This is a genomic window from Gaiella sp. (genome assembly GCF_035558935.1).
In the GTDB taxonomy this organism is placed as follows: domain Bacteria; phylum Actinomycetota; class Thermoleophilia; order Gaiellales; family Gaiellaceae; genus Gaiella.
Window position 1 is genome coordinate 1 of the sequence record NZ_DATMBZ010000026.1, and the last position, 17,966, is coordinate 17,966.

Below are 17,966 nucleotides of genomic sequence, written 5' to 3' on the forward strand. Positions count from 1 at the left end.
CGGGCACGTCGGGCTCTACGTCGGCAACGGCCGGATGATCCATGCGCCGCAGTCCGGTAGGGACGTCGAGATCGAGGCGCTCGACGCGCGCTCGTATCCACCCGTCGGCGCCCGTCGCATCACGCCGCTCTGAACTCCATCACAGAGGCTCGATGAGGGTTCTGCGCACGCGCGGATGGGGGCCTGCGCACTGCGCATCGCGGCCGTCGCAGTGCCCACCGATACCTTCGGGTATCGGCGAGCACTGAGCCGACCACGCTGCTTGGCGCACGCCCTCCCCGCTACGCACGCAGAACCCACATCAAGCCTCTAGGCTTCCCGCCGGCATGGGGCGCACGTACCCGACCGTGCTCGACCTCGTCGGCGGGACGCCGATCGTCAGGCTCGTCTCGTTCGGCAAGGAGACCGGCGCGACCCTTCTCGCGAAGCTCGAGTTCATGAACCCGGGCGGCTCCAACAAGGACCGGATCGGGCTCGCGATGATCGAGGCTGCGGAACGCGACGGGCGACTGCGGCCGGGCGGGACGATCGTCGAGCCGACGTCGGGTAACACCGGCGTCGGCCTCGCCATCGCCGCGGCCCACAAGGGCTACCGCTGCATCTTCGTGATGCCCGACAAGATGAGCCAGGAGAAGATCTCGACCCTACGCGCCTACGGGGCGGAGGTCGTGATCACGCCGACGGCGGTCGAGCACGACTCGCCGGAGAGCTACTACTCGGTCTCCGACCGCCTCGCGGAGGAGATCCCGGGCGGTTTCAAGCCTGACCAGTACTCGAACATGGCGAACCCGGAGGCGCACTACGAGACGACCGGCCCCGAGCTCTGGGAGCAGACGGGTGGCGAGGTCGACGCGATCGTCGTCTCGGTCGGCACCGGCGGCTCGATCTCGGGGATCGGCAAGTACTTCAAGGAGCGCAAGCCGTCCGTCCTCATCGTCGGCGCCGATCCGGAGGGCTCCGTGTTCACCGAGGACGACGCGCACCCGCTGCACCCGTATCTCGTCGAGGGGATCGGCAAGGACACGTGGCCGAGCACGATGGACCCCGATGTGGTCGACGAGTGGGTGCGCGTCACAGACCGCGACTCGTTCTCGACCGCGCGGCGGCTCGCGCGGGAGGAGGGCCTGCTCGTCGGCGGCTCTTGCGGCTCGACCGCCTGGGCGGCGCTCGAGGTCGCGAAGAAGCTCGGTCCCGGCGCGACCGTCCTGATGACGTTCCCCGACGGCGGTCGCTCGTACCTCACGAAGTTCTACGACGACAACTGGATGATCCAGTACGGCTTCATGGAGCGGCGGGCGCCGATCCCGAGCGTGGGCCAGGTGATCCGCGCGAAGGACGGCGATGCCGGCGCCGTGCCCGAGCTCGTCGTCGTCGACGCCCACAAGAAGGTCGGCGCCGCGATCGACCTGATGCAGCGCTACGGCATCTCCCAGTTGCCCGTCGTTCGGCACGAGCCCGCGGAGGAGCTGACCGACATCGTCGGCTCGATCCAGGAGCGAAGCCTCCTCGACCGCGTGTTCCGGAACCCGGACGCCCTGAACGACGACGTCGCAGTGGCGATGCAGCCTCCGCTCGCGACCGTCGATGCCGGCGCGTCCGTCGACGAGGTGTTCGCCGAGCTGACGGGATCGGGCGGTGCCGTCGTCGTGGGCCGCGCCGGCAGGCCGGTCGCGATCCTGACCCGCTCGGACCTGCTCGAGTTCCTCGCCGCGCAGCGGACTCAGGTCGAGGCGTAGCCCGCGGTCGTCACGCGGCGCCGTCTCCCGCTTCCGCCGTCGCCGCGCGCGCGCCCTTGGCGGCGTGCTCGGCGGGTGACGAGTCGGACGCCGAGACGGCCCCGCGGCCCTCGTACCGGGCGGTGACCGCGACGGCGCCGATGATCAGCGCCGCGCCGGCGAGCGTCGCCGGTCCCGGACGCTCGCCCAGCAGGAGCGCGCCGAGCGCGACCGCGACAAGGGGATTCACGTACTGGTGCGTGACGACCTGCGAGATCGGGGCGTTGCGAAGGAGCCACGCGTACGCGCTGAAGCCCACCACCGAGCCGACGACGGCAAGGTACGCCCAGGCTGCGATCGGGCCAGGCTGGAGAGCGTCGCCGTCGAGTTGTCCCGCCTCGCCGGCGACCAGGCCCGCGAGCACGAGCACGGTGCCGCCGCCGAGCATCTCGTACACCGTCGCGACAAAGGGATCGCGCGGGAGCGAGAGTCGCCGGGCGACGAACGAGCCGCGAGACCAGGACAACGAGGCGGCGAGCATGATCAGGAGCCCCACGGCGACCGAGCCGCCCGCGATCCCGTCGGGGCCGACGACGAGCGCGAGGCCGACGAGGCCGACCGTGGCCGCGAGCACGGTCGCGCGGGGAACGCGCTCGCGCGCAAGGGCCCGCCAGACGACGATCTGCAACGGCACCGACCCGGCGATCATCGCCGCGACGCCCGAGTCGATCCTCGTCTCCGCCACGTGGACGAGGCCGACGCCGCAGGCGAGGAGAGCGACGCCGAGCCCCGCTGCCGACAGCACCTCGCGCCTGCTCGCGCGGAGCGACCGCCGCGCAACGGTGAGGATCCCGGCGAGCACGACCGCGGCGGCGAGGAACCGCGTGCCGCCCGTCAGAAGGGGCGGGAGCGTCCGTACGGCGAGCTTGATGCCGAGGTACGTCGAGCCCCAGACGAGGTAGACGACCCAGAGCGCGACCCAGAGCTCGACCCTCGCGCGCCTCATCGAGTGGGAAACGCTCGACGGGGCGCGTGCGTGAGATGCATGGTGGGCGCGGCGGCGAGCATCTAACGTTCCAACGATGTCGCTGCTCGATTCCATCCGCCGCTTCTTCGGCCGCGCCGACGACGCGATGACCGAGGCCGACTACGCGGCGATCGACGCGGTGCACCATGTCGAGGAGCGTCTCGACGAAGCCACGGGCGGGCGCTACTACGACGCGGTCGAGAAGGCCGACGAGGAGGCGGGCGACCTGCTCGAGCGGCTCCACCTCGACGGGGAGCCCGAGACCGAGCCCGACGCGGATACTCGCGACACCGCGAGACCGGGCGACAGCGCGTAGACCTCGGTTTGCCCCGCGGCCGGGCACCGCGTATGGTCACGCCCATGGGATTCCTCGACAAGCTCCTCGGTAGGACCAAGGAGACGGCCGGCGAGGTCGCCGACAAGGCAGAGGACGTCGGAGGCGACGCCCGGGAGAAGGCGTCGGACGTCGTCGACGACGCGAAGGACGAGCTCGGCGGCGCGAAGGACGACGGCGCCGAGGCGGCCGGCGAGGCGACGGACGCCGTCGGCGACGCCGGCTCCGGGCACTCCGCCGCCTAGCGCTCCGTACGGCCGACGAACGAGGCTGCGTGGCCCCGTGCGTTCGCCTGCGCGAGGCCGGCTTCGTCGAGCGCGCCGATCCGGTGGACGAGCGCGAACTCGTCCCGCAGGTGGGTTCGCATCATCTCGGGGCCGTCGGTGGCGATCGTGAAGGGCACGTCGTGCTCGGCGAACCGCCGGAACGTCTCGCGCACCTCCTCCTCGTCGGCGAGCGCCTTCGTGAGCAGGTTCGACGTCGGGCAGATCTCGAGCACGACGCCCGCCTCGCGGATCAGCTCCATCAAGCCGGGGTCGTGAGCGGCGAGAATTCCGTGCCCGATGCGGTCCGGCCGCAGCGATTCGACGACCTCGCCGATCTCCTCGCCCCCGGTCGCCCCCTCCTCGCCGACGTGGATCGTGATGCCGAGCCCCGCCTCCCTGGCCGTCTCCACCATCGCGGAGACCTGCGTGTAGTCGTAGCGCAGGCCACCCGGCCGCGGCCCGGCGATGTCGACGCCCACGACGCCCCGGCTCGACCAGCGCACCGCCTTGTCGACGATGACCTCGTTCTGCCGCCGGTCGAAGGTGCGGTCCATCATCAGGATCAGCCCCGCGCGCACCTGGGGGTACTCGAGCCGGGCGAGATCGAGCCCGCGCGTCGCGGCCAGGATGATGTGGTCGAGGTCGCGCTCGCCGCCGCGGTTGCGCTTCATCGGGTTGAAGCGGACCTCGAGCGTGGTGATCCGTTGCGAGCGGTACGCGCCGCCGATCGCCGCGTGGACCGACCGCTCGACCGCGAGCGGGGAGGATTGGATCAGCTCCGTCCAGTGGTAGATCGCGTCGAGCTCGTCGAGGTTCTGCACCCCGCGCGGGTCCGAGACCGTGACGAGCGCATCGAAGGCCCAGTAGTCCTTCACCGGGAGCGCGATGCCCTGTTCGTGGGCGAGGCTCCACATGATGTCCGACGCCACCGACCCGCCCAGGTGCGTGTGGAGCTCGGCGAGCCCCTCGTCGGCGAGCAGCATGCGTGCGAGTCTAGGGAACAGCCTCCGCGACGAGCCGCCGAAGCGGATCGATCCAGGCGGGGTCGACCATGTGCGGCACCGCCGACTCGAGCCGCAGGACGTCCACGCCCGCGGCCGACAGCGTCTCCGCGGCCTCGCGACCGTAGTCGACGCCGATCACGGGGTCCAGAGTGCCGTGAGCGATCCCGACCGGGACACCGGCGAGGCGCTCCGGCTCGAGGGGCCAGCCCTCGACACGCGGGAGGAAGCCGGACATGGCGACAAGCCCTGCGGGCCTCGGCCGGCCGGGCCCGAGGCTCATCGCGTAGCTCATCACGGCGCCCTGCGAGAAGCCGCCGAGGACGACGCGGTCCATCGGCATCGGGAGTGCGTCGAGGAACGCGGCGAGCAGCGGCGCCGTCGCGTGGAACGTCTCCGCGTCGGGCGTCGGAATCCCGCCGAGCGTGTACCAGTGCTTCCCTCCGGGAGGGAGGTGGAGCGGGCCTCCCGGCGTGACGCCGAGGAGCCGCCGCGCCGGGTCGAGCAGGTCGAGGAGCGGGAAGAGGTCGTGCTCGTCCGCTCCCCGGCCGTGGAGCAGCACGAGCGCGCCCGCAGGCTCGCCTGTGCTCTCGCGGCGGCGAGCGCCGAGCTCCTGCACCGACACTCCCGTCACGACGCCCAGCCGGCGCGTGGGTCGGGCAGCGGCGTCAGGACGCGTTCGACCCGGTCACGCAGATGCTCGAAGGCCGGCGGGAGGATCAGCGATTCCCCGAGGTGGGCCGGATCCTCGTCGATCCCGAAGCCCGGGCCGAGCGTCGCGAGCTCGAAGAGGACCCCGCTCGGCTCGCGAAAGTAGACCGAGCGGAACCAGAACCGGTCGATCACCGGCGTGGCGTGCATCCCGGCCTCGGTGACACGTCGCTGCCAGGCCTCGTGCTCCTCCATCGTCGAGGCCCACGCGACGTGGTGGACGGTCCCCGCGCCGGGGACTCCGGCACCGGCGGGCGGCTCGTCGTAGGCGTAGAGCCCGCCGCGCGCGACCCCGCGCACCTCCCAATCGGCGCTCCCGGTGGAAGAAAAGCCGAGCACGTCCTCGAGCAGGCGGCGGCTCCGCTCGGGATCGGAGCTGAAGGCACGGACGCCGTCGAAACCCTGCAACGCCAGCTCGGCGGGGATCTCCGGATGACGGGCGACGAGCGGCGCGTCTGCGACCGACGACGCGGCGAGCTCGAGCCCGAGGCCCTCGGGATCGTCGAAGCGCAGCCTTCCCGGCTCCCTGGTGACGGCGATGCCCTCCGCTGCGAGGCGCTCCTCCCAGAACGCAAGCGCGTCCTCGGAGGCGACACGAAAGGTGACGGTGTGCACCATTCCGGCCCCCGCGCGACCGCGACTGGCCCCCGGATACTCGAAGAAGGTGATGTCGGCGCCGGCGCTGCCCTCCTCGTCGGCGTAGAAGAGGTGGTACACGGTCGGGTCGTCCTGGTTGACCGTCTTCTTGACGAGCCGCAGCCCGAGGACGCGGGTGTAGAAGTCCACGTTCCCGGGGGCGTCGCCCGTGATGCAGGTCACGTGATGGATGCCTTCGAGGCGCATGGCGGTCGCGGTGGGGCCGGCGCTCGCGGCGGCGGCGCCCGACGTCGATGGTGTCATGAGGTGATCCCTTTCGAGAAACGAGATGCGATAAACTTGTAGAGACAAGGAAATAATTGCATATGCAAGCATCTTCGGTCAAACAGCTCTCCTCGCTCGAGCTCGGCGCCTGGACGGGGCTTCTCCGCGCGCACGCGGCGCTCGTCCACGAGCTCGACCGGCAGCTCGAGACGGCCCACGGGCTCCCGTTGACGCAGTACGAGGTGCTGCTCTACCTCGAGGGCGCGCCCGAGCACCGGCTGCGCATGAGCGAGCTCGCGCGCTCGGTGCTCCTGAGCCAGAGCGGCGTCACCCGCCTCGTCGACCGGCTGCAGCAGCGTGGCCTGGTCGTCCGCGAGCCGTGCCCGGAGGATCGTCGCGTCCTCTACGCCCGCCTCACGCCGGATGGTGCCCGTGTGCTGGCCGCGGCGCGCCCCACGCATCTCGCCGGCGTGCGCGACCTCTTCCTGCGTCACTTCGACGAGGGGGAGCTGAAGGCGCTCGCGGAGGCCTGGGAGCGCCTCGTCGACCAGCCGCAGGCGTAGCGCGCCGGTCCGCGCCACGTCGTTCGAATAGGCTTTCGGCGTGAAGATCGGCATCGTCGTGCCGTTCTCGTGGTCGTTCTGGGGCGCGGTCGTCGAGCATGCGGAGCTCCAGGCTGCCGCGCTCGAGGACCGGGGCCACGAGGTCAGGCTCGTCATGGGCAACGATCCCCCGGGCCAGTTCACGCGTGCGCTCCACCCGCGTGTCGGCCGCCACGGCCACCCGCCGGAGAACGTGATTCCGGTCGGCCGATCCGTGATCGTGCCCGCGAACGGCTCGCTGCCCAACATCGTCCTGAGCCCCCGCTCGTTCTTCCGCATCCGGCGTGTCCTCGAGCGCGAGCGGTTCGACGTGCTCCACCTCCACGAGCCCATGACGCCGGCGATCTGCGTCGCCGTCCTCGCGCTGGCGACGGAGCCGATCGTGACCACGCACCACGCCTCGGGCGACCTCGGCTGGATGCGGCTCGGGATGCCGGGCTGGGGGTTCCTGATGGACCGGGTCGACCAGCGGATCGCCGTCTCGGAGCGCGCTCGCGACTCCGCCGACCGGTGGCTCGGCGGCCCGTGGGAGATCGTCCCGAACGGCGTGCTCATCCCGCCCGAGGCATCGTCGACAGGCCGGGACCACACCGTCGTCTTCGCCGGGCGGCACGAGCCGCGCAAGGGCCTCCACATCCTCCTGCGGGCCTGGCCGGAGCTTCGTCGGCGCACCGGTGCGCGGCTCGTCGTCGCCGGCGCCGACCCGTTGGCCGTGCGTCTGCTGCTCACCCGGCTCGGAATCCCGGACGCCGGCATCGACGTGGTCGGGTTCCTCTCGCAGGACGCGCTCACCGACCTCCTCAGCTCGACGAAGGCGCTGCTCGCGCCCTCGCTCGGCGGCGAGAGCTTCGGGATGGTGCTGACGCGCGCGTTCGCGTGCGCGACCCCGGTCGTCGCCTCCGACATCGAGGGCTACCGCGAGGTCGTGACTCCCGAGACCGCGGTGTCGGTCCCGCCCGGGGACGGCGCCGCCCTGGTCGCGGCCGTCGAGGGCCTCCTCGCCGACGAGCCGCGACGCGCCGCGATGGGGGCCGCCGCGCGCCGGCGGGCCGAGGAGCATTTCGCGTGGCCCGACATCGCGCGGCGCCTGGAGAAGATCTACGAGCGCGTGATCGCTCGCCCGCCCGCCCGGGAGCGCGTCGCGGCATGACCCGCCTTGGGGCGCTCGCGCGGAATCCCTGGGCGCGCGGCCTCTTCGTGCTGGCGACCCTCGTCGCCGTGATCCTCGCGCTGTGGTGGCGCGGGCCGGACTGGAACACGGTCTACCACGCCTTCGACTTCGTCAGCTGGCGCTGGGTCGTGGTCGCCGTGCTTCTCAACCTCCTCTCCGTGCTCGCACGTGCGTGGGCCTGGCAGCTGACGATCGATCAGGCGATGCCGCCGCCGCAGCCGCCGTTCCGGCAGGTCTTCTCGGCATTCGGGGTCGGTCTGCTCGGCAACGCCGTGTTGCCGGCCCGCGCGGGCGAGCTCGCGCGCGTCGCCGTGCTCCGGCGCCACCTCCCGCACGGCAAGGGCACGAGCGCGACGCTGCTCGGGACGGTCTTCGCGCATCGGCTCTTCGACCTGTTCCCGATCGCGCTGCTCGTCGCATATGTGATGGCGACTGCCAAGCTGCCGCACTGGGCGGTCACCGGGCTCGTGATCCTGGGCCTCGTCGGGCTCGGGCTCCTCGCAGCCGCGATGATCACGGTACGGCGCGCGCCCGGCACGGTGCCGCACGGCCAACGAACCGCGCGGCGTCTGCTCGCCATGGCCCGCCAGGGCCTCGCGGTGCTGCGTACACCCGGCGCCGCCTTTTTCGCAATCCTCTTCCAGACGATCGGCTGGACGTTCCAGCTGCTCGCGGTGTGGTCGGTGACGGCGGCGTTCGCGATGGACGTGCCGCTCCCCGCCGCGGCGCTCGTCCTGCTCCTGATGAACATCGCCACGATCTTCCCGCTCTGGCCCGGGAACGTCGGTCTGCTGCAGGCGGCGGTCGCGCTGCCGCTCGTGCAGTACGGCGTCGCTTACGGGACGGGGTTTGCGTTCGGCCTCGTGCTGCAGGCCGTCGAGATGTCCGTCGGTGTCGGCGTGGGGCTCGTGATGCTCGCCCGCGAGGGCCTCTCGTTCGCAGCCCTCAAGCGGATGGAGGACGCCGAGGAGGCGTCGGCCGAGGACGTCCTCGAGGAGCTCACGGAGGAGGACGAGGCGGCTGTCGAGGCCGAGGACGCCGACCGCTACGTCACACCGGTGCGGTCCCGGCGCTGAGCGCGCCGAGCCGCGCTGCGACGACGGTGTCCGCCGCCGCCGCGCTCGGCGCATGTCCCGTGACCGCGGCGACGAACGGCTCGCGCTCGAGCGCGACGAGCTCCACGTCCGTCACCGCCGAGGCTGTCGCCGTGCGGGGCACGTCACGCAGCAGGGCGATCTCGCCGAAGCCGTCGCCCGGGCCGAACGTCCGTCCCAGGATCGAGACCGTCCCGCTACGAATGACGTAGAAGCGGTCGCCGATCTCGCCCTCGCGCACGATCGGCGCGCCCGCCGGGACGTGCACGGGCGTCGCCTCGCGGGCGAGGCGCTCGAGCAGGGACTCGGGAAGCGGGGCGAGCAGCGGGACGCGGCGAAGCAGCACCGTCGCCTCGGGCGCTGACGCCTCGCGGTCGATTGCGCGCAGCCGCGGCCTCGTGAGAAGGGCGAGCACCGGCAGGACCGCTCCCGTGACGACGAGCGCCCACTCGGCGCCGACGAGCGCGATGAGCCCCGGAGCAACGAGCGCGCCGATCCCGAGCGTCGCTCGGAGGAGCCCCTGGAGCGCCCCGAGCGCCCGGCCGAGTACGGCGTCGGGGACGACCCGCTGCATGATCGTCAGGGCGTTGACGTCGACGATCGAGTTGCCGATGCCGATCACGCCGAGCGCCACGACGGCGACGAAGGCGACCGGAACGCCGCCGACGAGGATGAGGGGAAGCCCGAACAGCGCGAGCCCGAGGGCGAAGTCGCGGGCGAGACGGCCGCGCGCGGAGAGAATCAGCGCGACGAACCCGCCGACGAGCCCGCCGACCCCCACGGCGGCGTACAGCAGGCCAACGCCCGCGTCGTCGAGGTCGAGCAGCTCGAACGCCGTGACGACGACGAGCACGTTGAGCGCGCCCGCGACGAGCGTCTGGGCGCCGTAGAGGCCGACCAGCGTGCGGAGGTTCGGCTCCCGGACGATCGTCTTGATGCCCGCCATGACGCCGCTCGACGGATCCGCGCCGCCGCCCTGCGGCTCCGCGCGCTCGCGCGGCGGATCCCGGTCACGCAGCCCGAGGACGAGAAGCGCAGACCACAGGAAGGTGACGGCGTTCGCCGCGAACACCACCGAGGGGCTGCTCACGGCGAGGAGCAGGCCCCCGAGCGCCGGCCCGAGGAAGGTACCGACGCTCTCGAGCGTGCTCGACGCGACGTTCGCCGCCGTCAGCTCTCCGGGCGAGGTGACCAGCGCCGGGAGCAGCGCTGCCTGGGCGGGGCGGAAGACGGTACCGGTTGCGCTCGTGAGCGCGACGAGCCCGTAGACGATCGGCGCAGGCCCGTCGGCCGCGATCACGAGCGCCGCCGCGGCCATCAGGGCAAACCGGACGACGTCGGCGACGACCATCACCGCGACGCGCCGGAACCGATCGACGAACGAGGCGGAGAACGGCGCGATCAGCGCCCCGGGGATCAGCCGGATCAGGCCGACGAGCCCGACCGCGGACGCGCCACCCTGGTCGTACGCGTAGACGCCGAGGGCGACGAGGTAGGCCCAGTCGCCGAGGATCGAGCCGGCCCACGCGAGCTGCAACCGGCGGAGCGGCGGGCTCGAGAGCACGGCGCCGAGTGCCCGGAACGACGCGCGTGCGCGACTCTCGGCCTCGCGGCCCGACGCGTTGGATTCCGGCTCGTCTTCCACGCTCTTGCGCACCCCACCAGAAATACGGGAAGATTTCAGCCTCCACACGCGTCGGGTGGGATGAGAAGCTCACCAGGGGCTCTTCGTCGAAAGGAGAGGCACGATGTCGGACGAGCGCGAGAAGCTGGACACGACGGATCCCGAGCAGGTGTCCGAGGACGACGACTTCGAGGGTCACCAGCTGCAGGTCGAGGCGGCCGACCTGGGTGCGGCGGACCTGGGCTCCGTCGACGTCGGTTCGGTCGACGTCGGGGCCGCGGACGTCGGCTCGGTCGACGTCGGCTGACAAGTCGGGGGGTCGACCGGCCTTCCCGCGGGAGGCCGGGACAGATGAGGTGAGCGGCGCCCTCGGGCGCCGCTCCCGTCTGTCCGGGTCTCGGGGTCAGCGCGTCGTGAGGACGCGCTCGAGCGCCTCGAGCAGCCGGCGGCCCGCGTCGTCGTCCCGGTCGTCGACGAGCGCGGCGACGCGGGAGACGAGCGCGGCGTTCCCGTCGTCGACGAGCGATTCCTGAGCGCGTCGGGCCCGGAGCAGCAGGTCGAGGCCGATCGCCGCCTGGGTGGAGAAGCGGGAGAGCAGCTCGAGCTCTGCGAGACCGAACGGGCGATCCGGTGCGCGGTCGAGCACCGAGAGCACGCCGAGGGCGCGCTCGTCGTGCAGGAGCGGTGACGCGACGATGCTCGAAGGGACGTATCCGGTGGCGCGGGCGCGGTCCTGCGAGAAGCGCGGGTCGGCCTCGAGGTCGTCCACGACGAGCGGCTGGCGCGTCACGAGCGCGAAGCCGGCGATGCCCGTGCTCGACGGGAAGCGCGCGCCCAGCAGCTCGCCTTCGCCGCGCCCGGAGACCGCCTCGAACACGAGCTGGTCGTTGTCCTCGTCGAGCAGGAAGATCGACGCGGCCTCGGCGCCGAAGATCGCGCGCGCCACGTCGACGATCGACTGGAGAAGCCCGCGATAGGTCTCCTCGTCGCCACCGAGCATTCCCGCGGCCGCCCGTGCGTCGGGCCCGTTCGTCATGCGGCTCCCTCCGTGTTCGTAGCCGTCAGGTGGAGCACGCTCTTCAGCTGGTACGGCGTCAGCTCGGGGTGCTTTGCGAGGACGAGCGCCGCGACCCCGGCGATGTGCGGCGCCGCGAAGCTGTTGCCGGTGCAGCGGAGCGCGCCGCCACCGGGCCACGCGACCTCGATGTCGACGCCGCGCGCGAAGAGCTCCACCGGCGGCGCCGGGTTCGCGTACCAGACGAGGGGATCGCGCTCCTCGTGGCTCCCCACGGAGATGACCGACGAGAACCGCCACGGGTAGCTGTCGACGGGCAGGTTGTGCGCGGAGGCGACGAGAATCGTCCGGTTGAAGTAGGCGAGATCGGCGAGCTCGTGGAGCTCCTCCGCGAAGCGGCGCTTCGTCGTCGAGAGGCTGAGGCTGATCACGCGGTGACCGGCCTCGATCGCGTGCCGGAGGCCCGCCAGGATGAGATCCGCGGCTCCCGTCGCGCCCGCGCCGAGGACGCGCACGCTGTGCAGCCTGCATCCGGGCGCGACCGCCCTGATGATCCCGGCGCAGGCGGTGCCGTGGCCGCAGACGTCGCCGGACTCGTCCTCGACCACCTCCACACGGTCGTCCGTGCGAACGACCGCGTAGGCGCTCTCGACGGGCCCGACCAGCGGATGACCCTGTTCGACGCCGCTGTCGACGACGCAGACGTCCACCTCCCCGGTCGATCCGCCGAACGCCCAGTCGCGGGTCACCGTCGCCCGCCAGGCCGAGTCGGCCGGGACCGGCGGTGCGTCGCCCGGAGGCAGGCTCCACGCGGGGACGGGCCGTGTGCTCACGTGCAGGCGAGCGCGACCTCGCGCGCCGCCGTGGCCGCCCGGGCGGCGAGCTCGGCGCGCGTCGAGAGCTCGTCGTCGGGCCGGGTCGCGAGGTTGACGTGCACGAGGCGCGCGGCTGCGACGCTGGCCGCCTCGGAGAGCGTCGCGGCCGCCCAGGCGTCCCCACGGACCCTGTCGGCGCCGTCCCGGGCGGCGAGGGCCGCCAGCGCCGCGACGTCCGCAGCGGTCTCGGCAATCGAGAGCGGGACCTCGGCCGCGCGGCGGAGCGCCCTGCCGAGCGCCGCGTCGCGCTCGGGCGAGCGCAGCTGTTCCACCGCGGCGGCGTAGGCGCGGTGGTCGTCGTCGGCGAGGAGGAGCGACCGGTCGCCGAGCGCCGCTGCCTGCGCCGCGATGCCCGGCGCCTCTTCCCAGTCGTGCGAGACGCGTGCGACGAGGCGGACCAGCCCCGACGCCATCGCAGTCGCGAGCGCTGCGGCCGATCCGCCGGCCGGGCCGGCACCGACCTCCGCCAGGGTGTCGTGCAGCCGCGCGGCCGGAAGGCTCGCGAGCGACCACCGGGTCGTCGGCAGGCTCACGGCGCGATGTGGCGGCGCAGGTGGGCGACGACGACGGGGGTCGGCTCCACGCCCTCGGCGCGAAGCGTCGCCTCGAGGTCGGCGACGACGAGCTCGCGGAACCTCTCGTCCCGCTCGATCCGCTCGAGGATCGTGTCGAGCTCGCGGCGGACCGTCGGCAGCTCCTTCGCTGCCTCGATCCAGCCGACGGGCGGCGCGGGAAGCTCGCGCATGAGCTCGGCGATCTGCTCCTCGGGGGTCATCGTCGTTCCTCCACCTTCTCACCCGACGTGGTGGCCTGCTGTTTTCTTCCCGGCTCGAGCGCGTCGCGGAGGCGCGTCAGACACCGCGCGATGCGGCTCGCGATCGTGCCCGCCGGGAGCTCGAGCTCCGAGCCGATCGTCCTGTAGCTCTCGTCACGACAGAAGAAGCGGTCGAGGATCTCGTGGCAGTCCGGTGAGAGCCGGTCGAGCGCCGCATGGACGGTCATTGCCTCGTCGAGCCGCGCGAGCCCCTCGTCCGGCGCGTCCGGCACCTCTCCGACCGGGACCTCGCGGCCCGACCGCCGCAGCGCGTCGACCGCGCAGTTGCGCGCCGTCTGCGCGATCCAGGGGCGGAGTGCGCTGCCGTCCCGGAGCGTGTCGAGCCGCTCGAAGACGCGCGTGAAGACGTCCTGGAACGCGTCCTCGGCGTCGTGCGACTCGAGGTGGTAGACGCGGGAGACGATGGCGTGGACGTACCTCGAATAGCGGTCGACGAGCGCTTCCCAGGCCGCCTGGTCGCCGGCCCGGCAACGAGCGACGAGCTCGGCATCCGACGCGGCGTCCACCGCGCCCCGTCTACCGGTGCTCGGCGGCGCGGAGCCGCTCGGCAAGCAGCTCGAGCAGCTTCCAGGTCACGGTCGGGCGCGACTCGGCGAAGCTCCGGAAGCTCCATACGGGCAGCGCGAACGCTCGTAGGCGGGACGTCGCCGTGACGGTCGCCGAGCGAGCCGACTTGTCGACGAGCGCGATCTCGCCGAACGAGGCGCCCGGCCCGAGAGTCCCGACGGTGTTCCCGCCGACGGTGACGTCCGCCGTGCCGCTGTCGACGACGAAGAAGTTGAGGCCTCCCTCGCCCTCCGTGGCGATCTCCTGTCCCTCGTCGAAGTCGCGCTCGATGAAGTCGGTCGCGAGCTGCTGGACGGAGGCGTCGTCGAGGTCGGAGAAGATGGGGATGCCGCGGATCAGATCGGGGCTCGGTTGTGCCATGGCGGCGACCTTACCCTGCCGGCCGGGCGCTGTCATCCCCGGCGGCGCCTCCGAGCCGCAGCTCCTCGATCTCGAGCTCCGCGCGGTCGAGCCGCTCGACGCAGGCGCGGTAGAGCTCCTCGCCGCGCTGCCAGAGCGACAGCGCCTCGTCGAGCGCGACGTCGCCGCGCTCGAGCCGCGCGACGAGCTCGTCGAGCTCGCGTTGCAGGTCCTCGAAGGACCGCTCGTCCGTCACGGCCGGACCTCGTCGACCCGCGCGCCGAGGCTGCCGCGCGCGAGCTGGACGTCCACCCTGGCGCCGGGTGTGACCCGGCCGGCGTCGCGCAGCACGTCCCCGTCCTCCCGGACGATCGCATAGCCGCGCGCCAGCGTCGCGAGCGGCGAGAGCGCCTGCAGGCGCACGCCCGAGCGGTCGAGCGCGGCGCGGCGCCGCTCGAGGAGGAGGAGCGGAGCCGACGTGAGCCGCTCGCGGCTCCGCGCGAGCCGCCCGCGGTCGCGCTCGAGGACGCGCTCGGAGCCGGCTCCGAGGCGCTGGCGCGAGCGCTCGAGCGCCGCGCGGAGCTCGTCGAGGTCCGGCACGACGAGGCGCGCGGCAGCCGTGGGCGTCGGTGCGCGTACGTCCGCGGCCAGGTCGCAGAGCGGCTCGTCCTGCTCGTGCCCGACGGCCGACACGACGGGCACCCGGCAGGCCGCGACGGCGCGGACGACGCGCTCGTCGCTGAACGGCAGAAGGTCCTCGAAGCTGCCGCCGCCCCGCGCGAGGATCACGACATCGACGCCGTCGTGCTCGCTCAGCCGCGCAAGGGCAGAGACGATCGCGACCGGGGCGGCGGGGCCCTGGACCCGCGTCTCGGCGACGACCAGCCTGACGGCCGGAAAGCGAGTCGCGATCGCCGCGAGAACGTCGCCGCGCGCCGCGGCGTCGACGCCCGTGAGGAGGCCGACGGCCCGCGGAAAGCGCGGGAGGCGCCGTTTGCGCCCAGGGGCGAAGAGGCCCTCGGCCTCGAGTGCGCGACGCAGCCGCGCGAGCGCGATGGCGTGGTCACCCTCACCGACCCGCTCGAGGGTCGCGATGCGGAACCCGAGCTCCCCCCGCGCCTCGTAGAGCTGGAGCCCGCCGTTCACCTGGACTCGCTCCCCCTCGCCCAGCGGCGGCGCGATGAGGTCGAAGCGCCGCCGGAGCATCGTTGCCGGGAGGCATGCGCCCGTGCGCACGTCCTTGAGCGTGACGAAGACGGTCCCCCACGCCGGGCTCCGCCGCAGCTCGCTCACCTCGCCCTCGACCCAGACGTCCCGGACGCGCCCGACATACCCCGCGAGCCGCCGGTTGAACGCCGCGACGGTGTAGACCTTCCGCTCGGCTGTCGCGCCGGCCTCCATGCCGCGGAGCGTAGTCCCCACGGAACTGGTCCCGGCAGGTGCCGGTCCCCGGCGGCGCCCACGGGGGTCAAGCCCCTTCGGGAACGGACCCCTGGAGAGCTACAGGAGAATCTCGGTCGCCGTCACGGGGCTGCAACCCTCACGGACGAGGCGCACGCACGCGTGCAGGTCGGCCTCGCTGGCCGCGAGCCGCTCGGCCAGCGGCAGCGGGAAGCCCGCCTCGATCAGCACGTGCAGGCGCCAGCTCTCGACCTTGGACTGCTCGTCCTCTCGCCACACGGGTGTCTCGATCGTCTCGGCCATGAATGCACGGTGTGTTCGTGCTGCCTTTGACGATCCCTTCCGCCAGAAAGTTGGTGAGGGAATTGTCAGCGAGCGTCGAGCCGCTGCGCGAGCTCCTCGCGGGCGAGAAGCTCGATAGCGCGCTCGAGCTCCCGCTGCAGACGCGTCGCGGCCTCCTCGCGCGCCTCGCGGAAGCGCTCGTCCAGGGCCTGCATCGCAATCTGCGCGTGCCGCTCCACCTCGCGCTCGGTCACCCGCTCGAGCCGCTCGGTTTGGCGCCGCTCCCACTCGACCAGCACGACGTCCAGCCGGGCGCGGACGTCGGTCTCGGCCCGCTCGATCGAGTCGGCGACCGCGGCCTCGCGGGCGCGAAGCCGCTCGGTGATCTCGTCGATCGCGCGCCGTCGCTCGAGCGTGTGCGACTCGAGCTCGTCGAGCGCTTCCGTGACGGCCTGGCTCGCGACCCGCTCGAGCTCCTCGCGCAGGCGAATCACCGTCTTTCGCTGCTCGTCCGCCGTCGAGCCGAGCTCGGCCGCCTCCGCCTCGAGCCTCGTCTCGACCTCGGCGATCGACTGGCGGTACCGCTGGCCGAGCTGGTTCAGCTGCGCCTCGAGGTGCCGCTGCGCGCGCTCGAGATCGTCGGAGATGCCGCGTAGCCGCTCGTCGAGCCGTCGCTCGTTACGCGCGAACTCCTGGGCGAGCTCCTCGCTCGTCCGGCGCTCCCGCTCGAGGAACGCGATCCGCCGCTCCTCGGCGACGCGCCGCTCCTCCGCGGCGAGAATGGACGCCGTCTCCGCGCGCTCCCGCGCCAGCACACGGCGGATCTCCTCGGTGTGGGCCGCCGTCTCGGCGCCGACCGCCTCCCGGACGGCGTCGCGGGCCTCGGCGACGAGCTTGTCCGTCGCCGTCGCGCTCGCGCGCGCGCTCCGCAGCGCCGCCCACAAGAGGGCCGCCATGACGACGGCTCCGAGCAGCAGTGCGGCGAGAATCCAGACGGCCACGCGTGCAGGGTAGTGGGTCTCAGGCCCGCAGCACGACGAGCGCCAGAGCCAGGACGACCGTTGCTCCCGTGAGGAGCCGCAGCGCGTCCTCGAGCGGCGCCAGGTCGCCGGGCCCCGGCTCCCTGGAGCGCCGCAGCCGGCGCGCCGGTGTCGAGAGCCGCCGCTGGGCGAGGGAGAGGAGCGTCGCCCAGAGGGCCGCCAGGAGCGCCTCGCCGCGCAGCGTCCCGGTCTGTGCGACGTAGGCCGTCACGACGGGAAACGCGCCCCAGGCCAGCGCGAAGCCGACGTCGGTGTGCGCGCGGCCGCCGAGCAGCTCGAGGTTGTAGACGGGGACGAGCGCGGCGCCGAGCACGACGAGCGGGACGATCCAGAGCGTCCGGTCGAGGCCGACCGCTACGCCGATCGCCGCCGCCACGCCGACCGAGACGACGGCGAGGCCGACCAGGACGCCGTCCGGGATCGACGTCCGGAGCGGCCGTCCATTGAGCTCGTCGAGGGCGTGCGCGCCCACGCCCATCGCGAGCGTGAAGGCCAGCACCGTGAGCCCCAGCACGGGCCAGTCGACGCTCGCCGCGAGGCAGGCCCCCACGACGACGTACGAGAGGTGCCAGGCGGTGTAGGGGAGGTGCAGCAGCGTGACGTAGTCCCGCCAGCCTCCGGAGCGAAGCGCGTAGAAGGCGGGCGCCGTCATCCGACGCGGCTCCGCACACCCCACACGACGAGCCCTCCCCCCAGGCTCAGACGGCGGGAGCGGACGTCTTCGACCCCGGCGTCGCGCCACAGCGCGAGGAGCTTCGGCTCGGGGTACGCCGCGTGGAAGGACCTGATCGAAGGCCCGAGGAAGCGGCCGACGTCGTGCCACCCGGGCGAGACGAGCCTGCCCGCGAGCGGCAGCCCGACGCCGACCCAGACGTCCCACGCGGGCCGCGAGACCCCGCGCGGGAGGCCGAACTCGAGCATGGCGATCGTGCCTCCGGGCCGGACGACCCGCGCGAGCTCGGCGAGGGTCGCCGCCGGGTCGTCCACGTAGCGCAGCAGGTAGGTGACGGTCAGAGCGTCGAACGACGCCGCAGCGAACGGCAGCGCCTCGGCTCGAGCCTCGGACAGCTCGATGCGCGAGTCGAGCCCTTGGGCGGCGATTCGGGCCCGCGCAACGGCGAGCATCTCGGCGCTCCGGTCGACGCCGACGACCGAGCAGGCGTGCTGCCGGACGAGCTCGAGCGCGACCGCGCCCGTGCCGGTGGC

At 72.9% G+C, this 17,966-nt stretch carries 25 protein-coding genes; 8 read left to right on the plus strand and 17 right to left on the minus strand.

Annotated elements, in window-relative coordinates:
* Together VNM44_RS17085 and VNM44_RS02725 are read left to right on the plus strand one after the other, a co-directional pair.
* A partial coding sequence (locus VNM44_RS17085; RefSeq protein ID WP_349258001.1) for an NlpC/P60 family protein occupies window positions 1-133 on the plus strand: 133 nt, incomplete at its 5' end.
* Window positions 134-326: 193 nt separating this feature from the next.
* The gene (locus tag VNM44_RS02725; RefSeq protein ID WP_325622344.1) at window positions 327-1,736 is read left to right on the plus strand and encodes a cystathionine beta-synthase; all 1,410 of its coding nucleotides are present in this window, start codon (window positions 327-329) and stop codon (window positions 1,734-1,736) included.
* A gap of 10 nt (window positions 1,737-1,746) precedes the next feature.
* On the opposite strand, the gene VNM44_RS02730 is transcribed toward VNM44_RS02725, so the two are convergent.
* Entirely contained in the window at window positions 1,747-2,721 is a 975-nt protein-coding gene (locus VNM44_RS02730) for an EamA family transporter (protein WP_325622346.1), read from the minus strand.
* A gap of 76 nt (window positions 2,722-2,797) precedes the next feature.
* On the opposite strand from VNM44_RS02730, the gene VNM44_RS02735 reads away from it, so the two are divergent.
* On the plus strand, window positions 2,798-3,058 hold the full coding sequence (locus VNM44_RS02735) for a hypothetical protein (protein WP_325622348.1): 261 nt from the start codon (window positions 2,798-2,800) through the stop codon (window positions 3,056-3,058).
* Between the two features lie 44 nt (window positions 3,059-3,102).
* Window positions 3,103-3,321: a hypothetical protein gene (locus VNM44_RS02740; protein WP_325622350.1), complete on the plus strand. Its 219-nt coding sequence runs from the start codon at window positions 3,103-3,105 to the stop codon at window positions 3,319-3,321.
* Here the strand turns inward: VNM44_RS02740 and VNM44_RS02745 are convergent.
* The 3 genes from VNM44_RS02745 to VNM44_RS02755 are packed head-to-tail and all read right to left on the minus strand — an operon-like array spanning window position 3,318 to window position 5,954.
* The gene (locus tag VNM44_RS02745) at window positions 3,318-4,325 is read right to left on the minus strand and encodes an adenosine deaminase family protein (RefSeq protein WP_325622352.1); all 1,008 of its coding nucleotides are present in this window, start codon (window positions 4,323-4,325) and stop codon (window positions 3,318-3,320) included. The two genes, VNM44_RS02740 and VNM44_RS02745, sit on opposite strands and share 4 nt — an antisense overlap.
* Window positions 4,326-4,335: 10 nt before the next feature.
* Entirely contained in the window at window positions 4,336-4,977 is a 642-nt protein-coding gene (locus tag VNM44_RS02750) for a hypothetical protein (protein ID WP_325622354.1), read from the minus strand.
* The gene (locus VNM44_RS02755; protein ID WP_325622356.1) at window positions 4,974-5,954 is read right to left on the minus strand and encodes a VOC family protein; all 981 of its coding nucleotides are present in this window, start codon (window positions 5,952-5,954) and stop codon (window positions 4,974-4,976) included. Before VNM44_RS02755 ends, VNM44_RS02750 begins: the two co-directional genes overlap by 4 nt.
* Before the next feature lie 62 nt (window positions 5,955-6,016).
* On the opposite strand from VNM44_RS02755, the gene VNM44_RS02760 reads away from it, so the two are divergent.
* Genes VNM44_RS02760 through VNM44_RS02770 form a run of 3 tightly spaced genes read left to right on the plus strand, consistent with a single transcriptional unit; the run spans window position 6,017 to window position 8,764 of the window.
* Window positions 6,017-6,478 (plus strand): MarR family transcriptional regulator, encoded by a 462-nt coding sequence (locus tag VNM44_RS02760; RefSeq protein WP_325622358.1) that lies wholly within the window; start codon window positions 6,017-6,019, stop codon window positions 6,476-6,478.
* Window positions 6,479-6,518: 40 nt separating this feature from the next.
* Window positions 6,519-7,667: a glycosyltransferase family 4 protein gene (locus tag VNM44_RS02765; protein WP_325622360.1), complete on the plus strand. Its 1,149-nt coding sequence runs from the start codon at window positions 6,519-6,521 to the stop codon at window positions 7,665-7,667.
* Entirely contained in the window at window positions 7,664-8,764 is a 1,101-nt protein-coding gene (locus tag VNM44_RS02770; protein ID WP_325622362.1) for a lysylphosphatidylglycerol synthase transmembrane domain-containing protein, read from the plus strand. The genes VNM44_RS02765 and VNM44_RS02770 overlap by 4 nt, the downstream gene beginning before the upstream one ends.
* On the opposite strand, the gene VNM44_RS02775 is transcribed toward VNM44_RS02770, so the two are convergent.
* Entirely contained in the window at window positions 8,739-10,439 is a 1,701-nt protein-coding gene (locus VNM44_RS02775) for an MFS transporter (RefSeq protein ID WP_325622364.1), read from the minus strand. The two genes, VNM44_RS02770 and VNM44_RS02775, sit on opposite strands and share 26 nt — an antisense overlap.
* Before the next feature lie 91 nt (window positions 10,440-10,530).
* Between VNM44_RS02775 and VNM44_RS02780 the strand changes: the two genes are divergently transcribed.
* Entirely contained in the window at window positions 10,531-10,713 is a 183-nt protein-coding gene (locus VNM44_RS02780) for a hypothetical protein (RefSeq protein ID WP_325622366.1), read from the plus strand.
* 96 nt (window positions 10,714-10,809) lie between these two features.
* On the opposite strand, the gene VNM44_RS02785 is transcribed toward VNM44_RS02780, so the two are convergent.
* From VNM44_RS02785 to VNM44_RS02840, 12 genes are all read right to left on the minus strand, one after another.
* Window positions 10,810-11,442, minus strand: coding sequence for a GAF domain-containing protein (locus VNM44_RS02785; protein ID WP_325622368.1), 633 nt, complete (start codon window positions 11,440-11,442; stop codon window positions 10,810-10,812).
* Window positions 11,439-12,254: a S8 family serine peptidase gene (locus tag VNM44_RS02790; protein WP_325622370.1), complete on the minus strand. Its 816-nt coding sequence runs from the start codon at window positions 12,252-12,254 to the stop codon at window positions 11,439-11,441. The genes VNM44_RS02785 and VNM44_RS02790 overlap by 4 nt, the downstream gene beginning before the upstream one ends.
* Entirely contained in the window at window positions 12,251-12,829 is a 579-nt protein-coding gene (locus VNM44_RS02795) for a cyclodeaminase/cyclohydrolase family protein (protein WP_325622372.1), read from the minus strand. Before VNM44_RS02795 ends, VNM44_RS02790 begins: the two co-directional genes overlap by 4 nt.
* Window positions 12,826-13,071, minus strand: coding sequence for a hypothetical protein (locus VNM44_RS02800; protein ID WP_325622374.1), 246 nt, complete (start codon window positions 13,069-13,071; stop codon window positions 12,826-12,828). The genes VNM44_RS02795 and VNM44_RS02800 overlap by 4 nt, the downstream gene beginning before the upstream one ends.
* Window positions 13,068-13,637: a sigma-70 family RNA polymerase sigma factor gene (locus VNM44_RS02805; RefSeq protein WP_325622376.1), complete on the minus strand. Its 570-nt coding sequence runs from the start codon at window positions 13,635-13,637 to the stop codon at window positions 13,068-13,070. The genes VNM44_RS02800 and VNM44_RS02805 overlap by 4 nt, the downstream gene beginning before the upstream one ends.
* 10 nt (window positions 13,638-13,647) lie before the next feature.
* Window positions 13,648-14,058: a cyclic nucleotide-binding domain-containing protein gene (locus VNM44_RS02810; RefSeq protein WP_325622378.1), complete on the minus strand. Its 411-nt coding sequence runs from the start codon at window positions 14,056-14,058 to the stop codon at window positions 13,648-13,650.
* A gap of 10 nt (window positions 14,059-14,068) precedes the next feature.
* The gene (gene xseB, locus VNM44_RS02815; RefSeq protein ID WP_325622381.1) at window positions 14,069-14,293 is read right to left on the minus strand and encodes an exodeoxyribonuclease VII small subunit; all 225 of its coding nucleotides are present in this window, start codon (window positions 14,291-14,293) and stop codon (window positions 14,069-14,071) included.
* Window positions 14,290-15,438: an exodeoxyribonuclease VII large subunit gene (gene xseA, locus VNM44_RS02820; protein ID WP_325622383.1), complete on the minus strand. Its 1,149-nt coding sequence runs from the start codon at window positions 15,436-15,438 to the stop codon at window positions 14,290-14,292. The genes xseB and xseA overlap by 4 nt, the downstream gene beginning before the upstream one ends.
* Window positions 15,439-15,537: 99 nt before the next feature.
* Window positions 15,538-15,741 (minus strand): hypothetical protein, encoded by a 204-nt coding sequence (locus VNM44_RS02825; RefSeq protein ID WP_325622385.1) that lies wholly within the window; start codon window positions 15,739-15,741, stop codon window positions 15,538-15,540.
* Window positions 15,742-15,806: 65 nt separating this feature from the next.
* Window positions 15,807-16,721 carry a hypothetical protein gene (locus tag VNM44_RS02830; protein ID WP_325622388.1) on the minus strand — a complete coding sequence of 305 codons (915 nt, stop codon included), beginning with the start codon at window positions 16,719-16,721 and terminating at the stop codon, window positions 15,807-15,809.
* A 19-nt stretch (window positions 16,722-16,740) separates the two neighbouring features.
* Window positions 16,741-17,412: a hypothetical protein gene (locus VNM44_RS02835; RefSeq protein ID WP_325622390.1), complete on the minus strand. Its 672-nt coding sequence runs from the start codon at window positions 17,410-17,412 to the stop codon at window positions 16,741-16,743.
* The coding region (locus tag VNM44_RS02840) for a class I SAM-dependent methyltransferase (protein WP_325622393.1) at window positions 17,409-17,966 on the minus strand (558 nt) is incomplete at its 5' end. The genes VNM44_RS02840 and VNM44_RS02835, both read right to left, overlap by 4 nt.

What these genes read in the sequence shown, in the direction of transcription:
- VNM44_RS02730 (WP_325622346.1), bottom strand. Translation starts at nt 2,721, where the DNA reads ATGAGGCGCGCGAGGGTCGAGCTCTGGGTCGCGCTCTGGGTCGTCTAC.
- VNM44_RS02785 (WP_325622368.1), bottom strand. Translation starts at nt 11,442, where the DNA reads ATGACGAACGGGCCCGACGCACGGGCGGCCGCGGGAATGCTCGGTGGC.
- VNM44_RS02745 (WP_325622352.1), bottom strand. Translation starts at nt 4,325, where the DNA reads ATGCTGCTCGCCGACGAGGGGCTCGCCGAGCTCCACACGCACCTGGGC.
- VNM44_RS02735 (WP_325622348.1), top strand. Translation starts at nt 2,798, where the DNA reads ATGTCGCTGCTCGATTCCATCCGCCGCTTCTTCGGCCGCGCCGACGAC.
- VNM44_RS02835 (WP_325622390.1), bottom strand. Translation starts at nt 17,412, where the DNA reads ATGACGGCGCCCGCCTTCTACGCGCTTCGCTCCGGAGGCTGGCGGGAC.
- VNM44_RS02740 (WP_325622350.1), top strand. Translation starts at nt 3,103, where the DNA reads ATGGGATTCCTCGACAAGCTCCTCGGTAGGACCAAGGAGACGGCCGGC.
- xseA (WP_325622383.1), bottom strand. Translation starts at nt 15,438, where the DNA reads ATGGAGGCCGGCGCGACAGCCGAGCGGAAGGTCTACACCGTCGCGGCG.
- VNM44_RS02760 (WP_325622358.1), top strand. Translation starts at nt 6,017, where the DNA reads ATGCAAGCATCTTCGGTCAAACAGCTCTCCTCGCTCGAGCTCGGCGCC.
- VNM44_RS02810 (WP_325622378.1), bottom strand. Translation starts at nt 14,058, where the DNA reads ATGGCACAACCGAGCCCCGATCTGATCCGCGGCATCCCCATCTTCTCC.
- VNM44_RS02725 (WP_325622344.1), top strand. Translation starts at nt 327, where the DNA reads ATGGGGCGCACGTACCCGACCGTGCTCGACCTCGTCGGCGGGACGCCG.
- VNM44_RS02755 (WP_325622356.1), bottom strand. Translation starts at nt 5,954, where the DNA reads ATGACACCATCGACGTCGGGCGCCGCCGCCGCGAGCGCCGGCCCCACC.
- VNM44_RS02800 (WP_325622374.1), bottom strand. Translation starts at nt 13,071, where the DNA reads ATGACCCCCGAGGAGCAGATCGCCGAGCTCATGCGCGAGCTTCCCGCG.
- VNM44_RS02825 (WP_325622385.1), bottom strand. Translation starts at nt 15,741, where the DNA reads ATGGCCGAGACGATCGAGACACCCGTGTGGCGAGAGGACGAGCAGTCC.
- VNM44_RS02780 (WP_325622366.1), top strand. Translation starts at nt 10,531, where the DNA reads ATGTCGGACGAGCGCGAGAAGCTGGACACGACGGATCCCGAGCAGGTG.
- VNM44_RS02770 (WP_325622362.1), top strand. Translation starts at nt 7,664, where the DNA reads ATGACCCGCCTTGGGGCGCTCGCGCGGAATCCCTGGGCGCGCGGCCTC.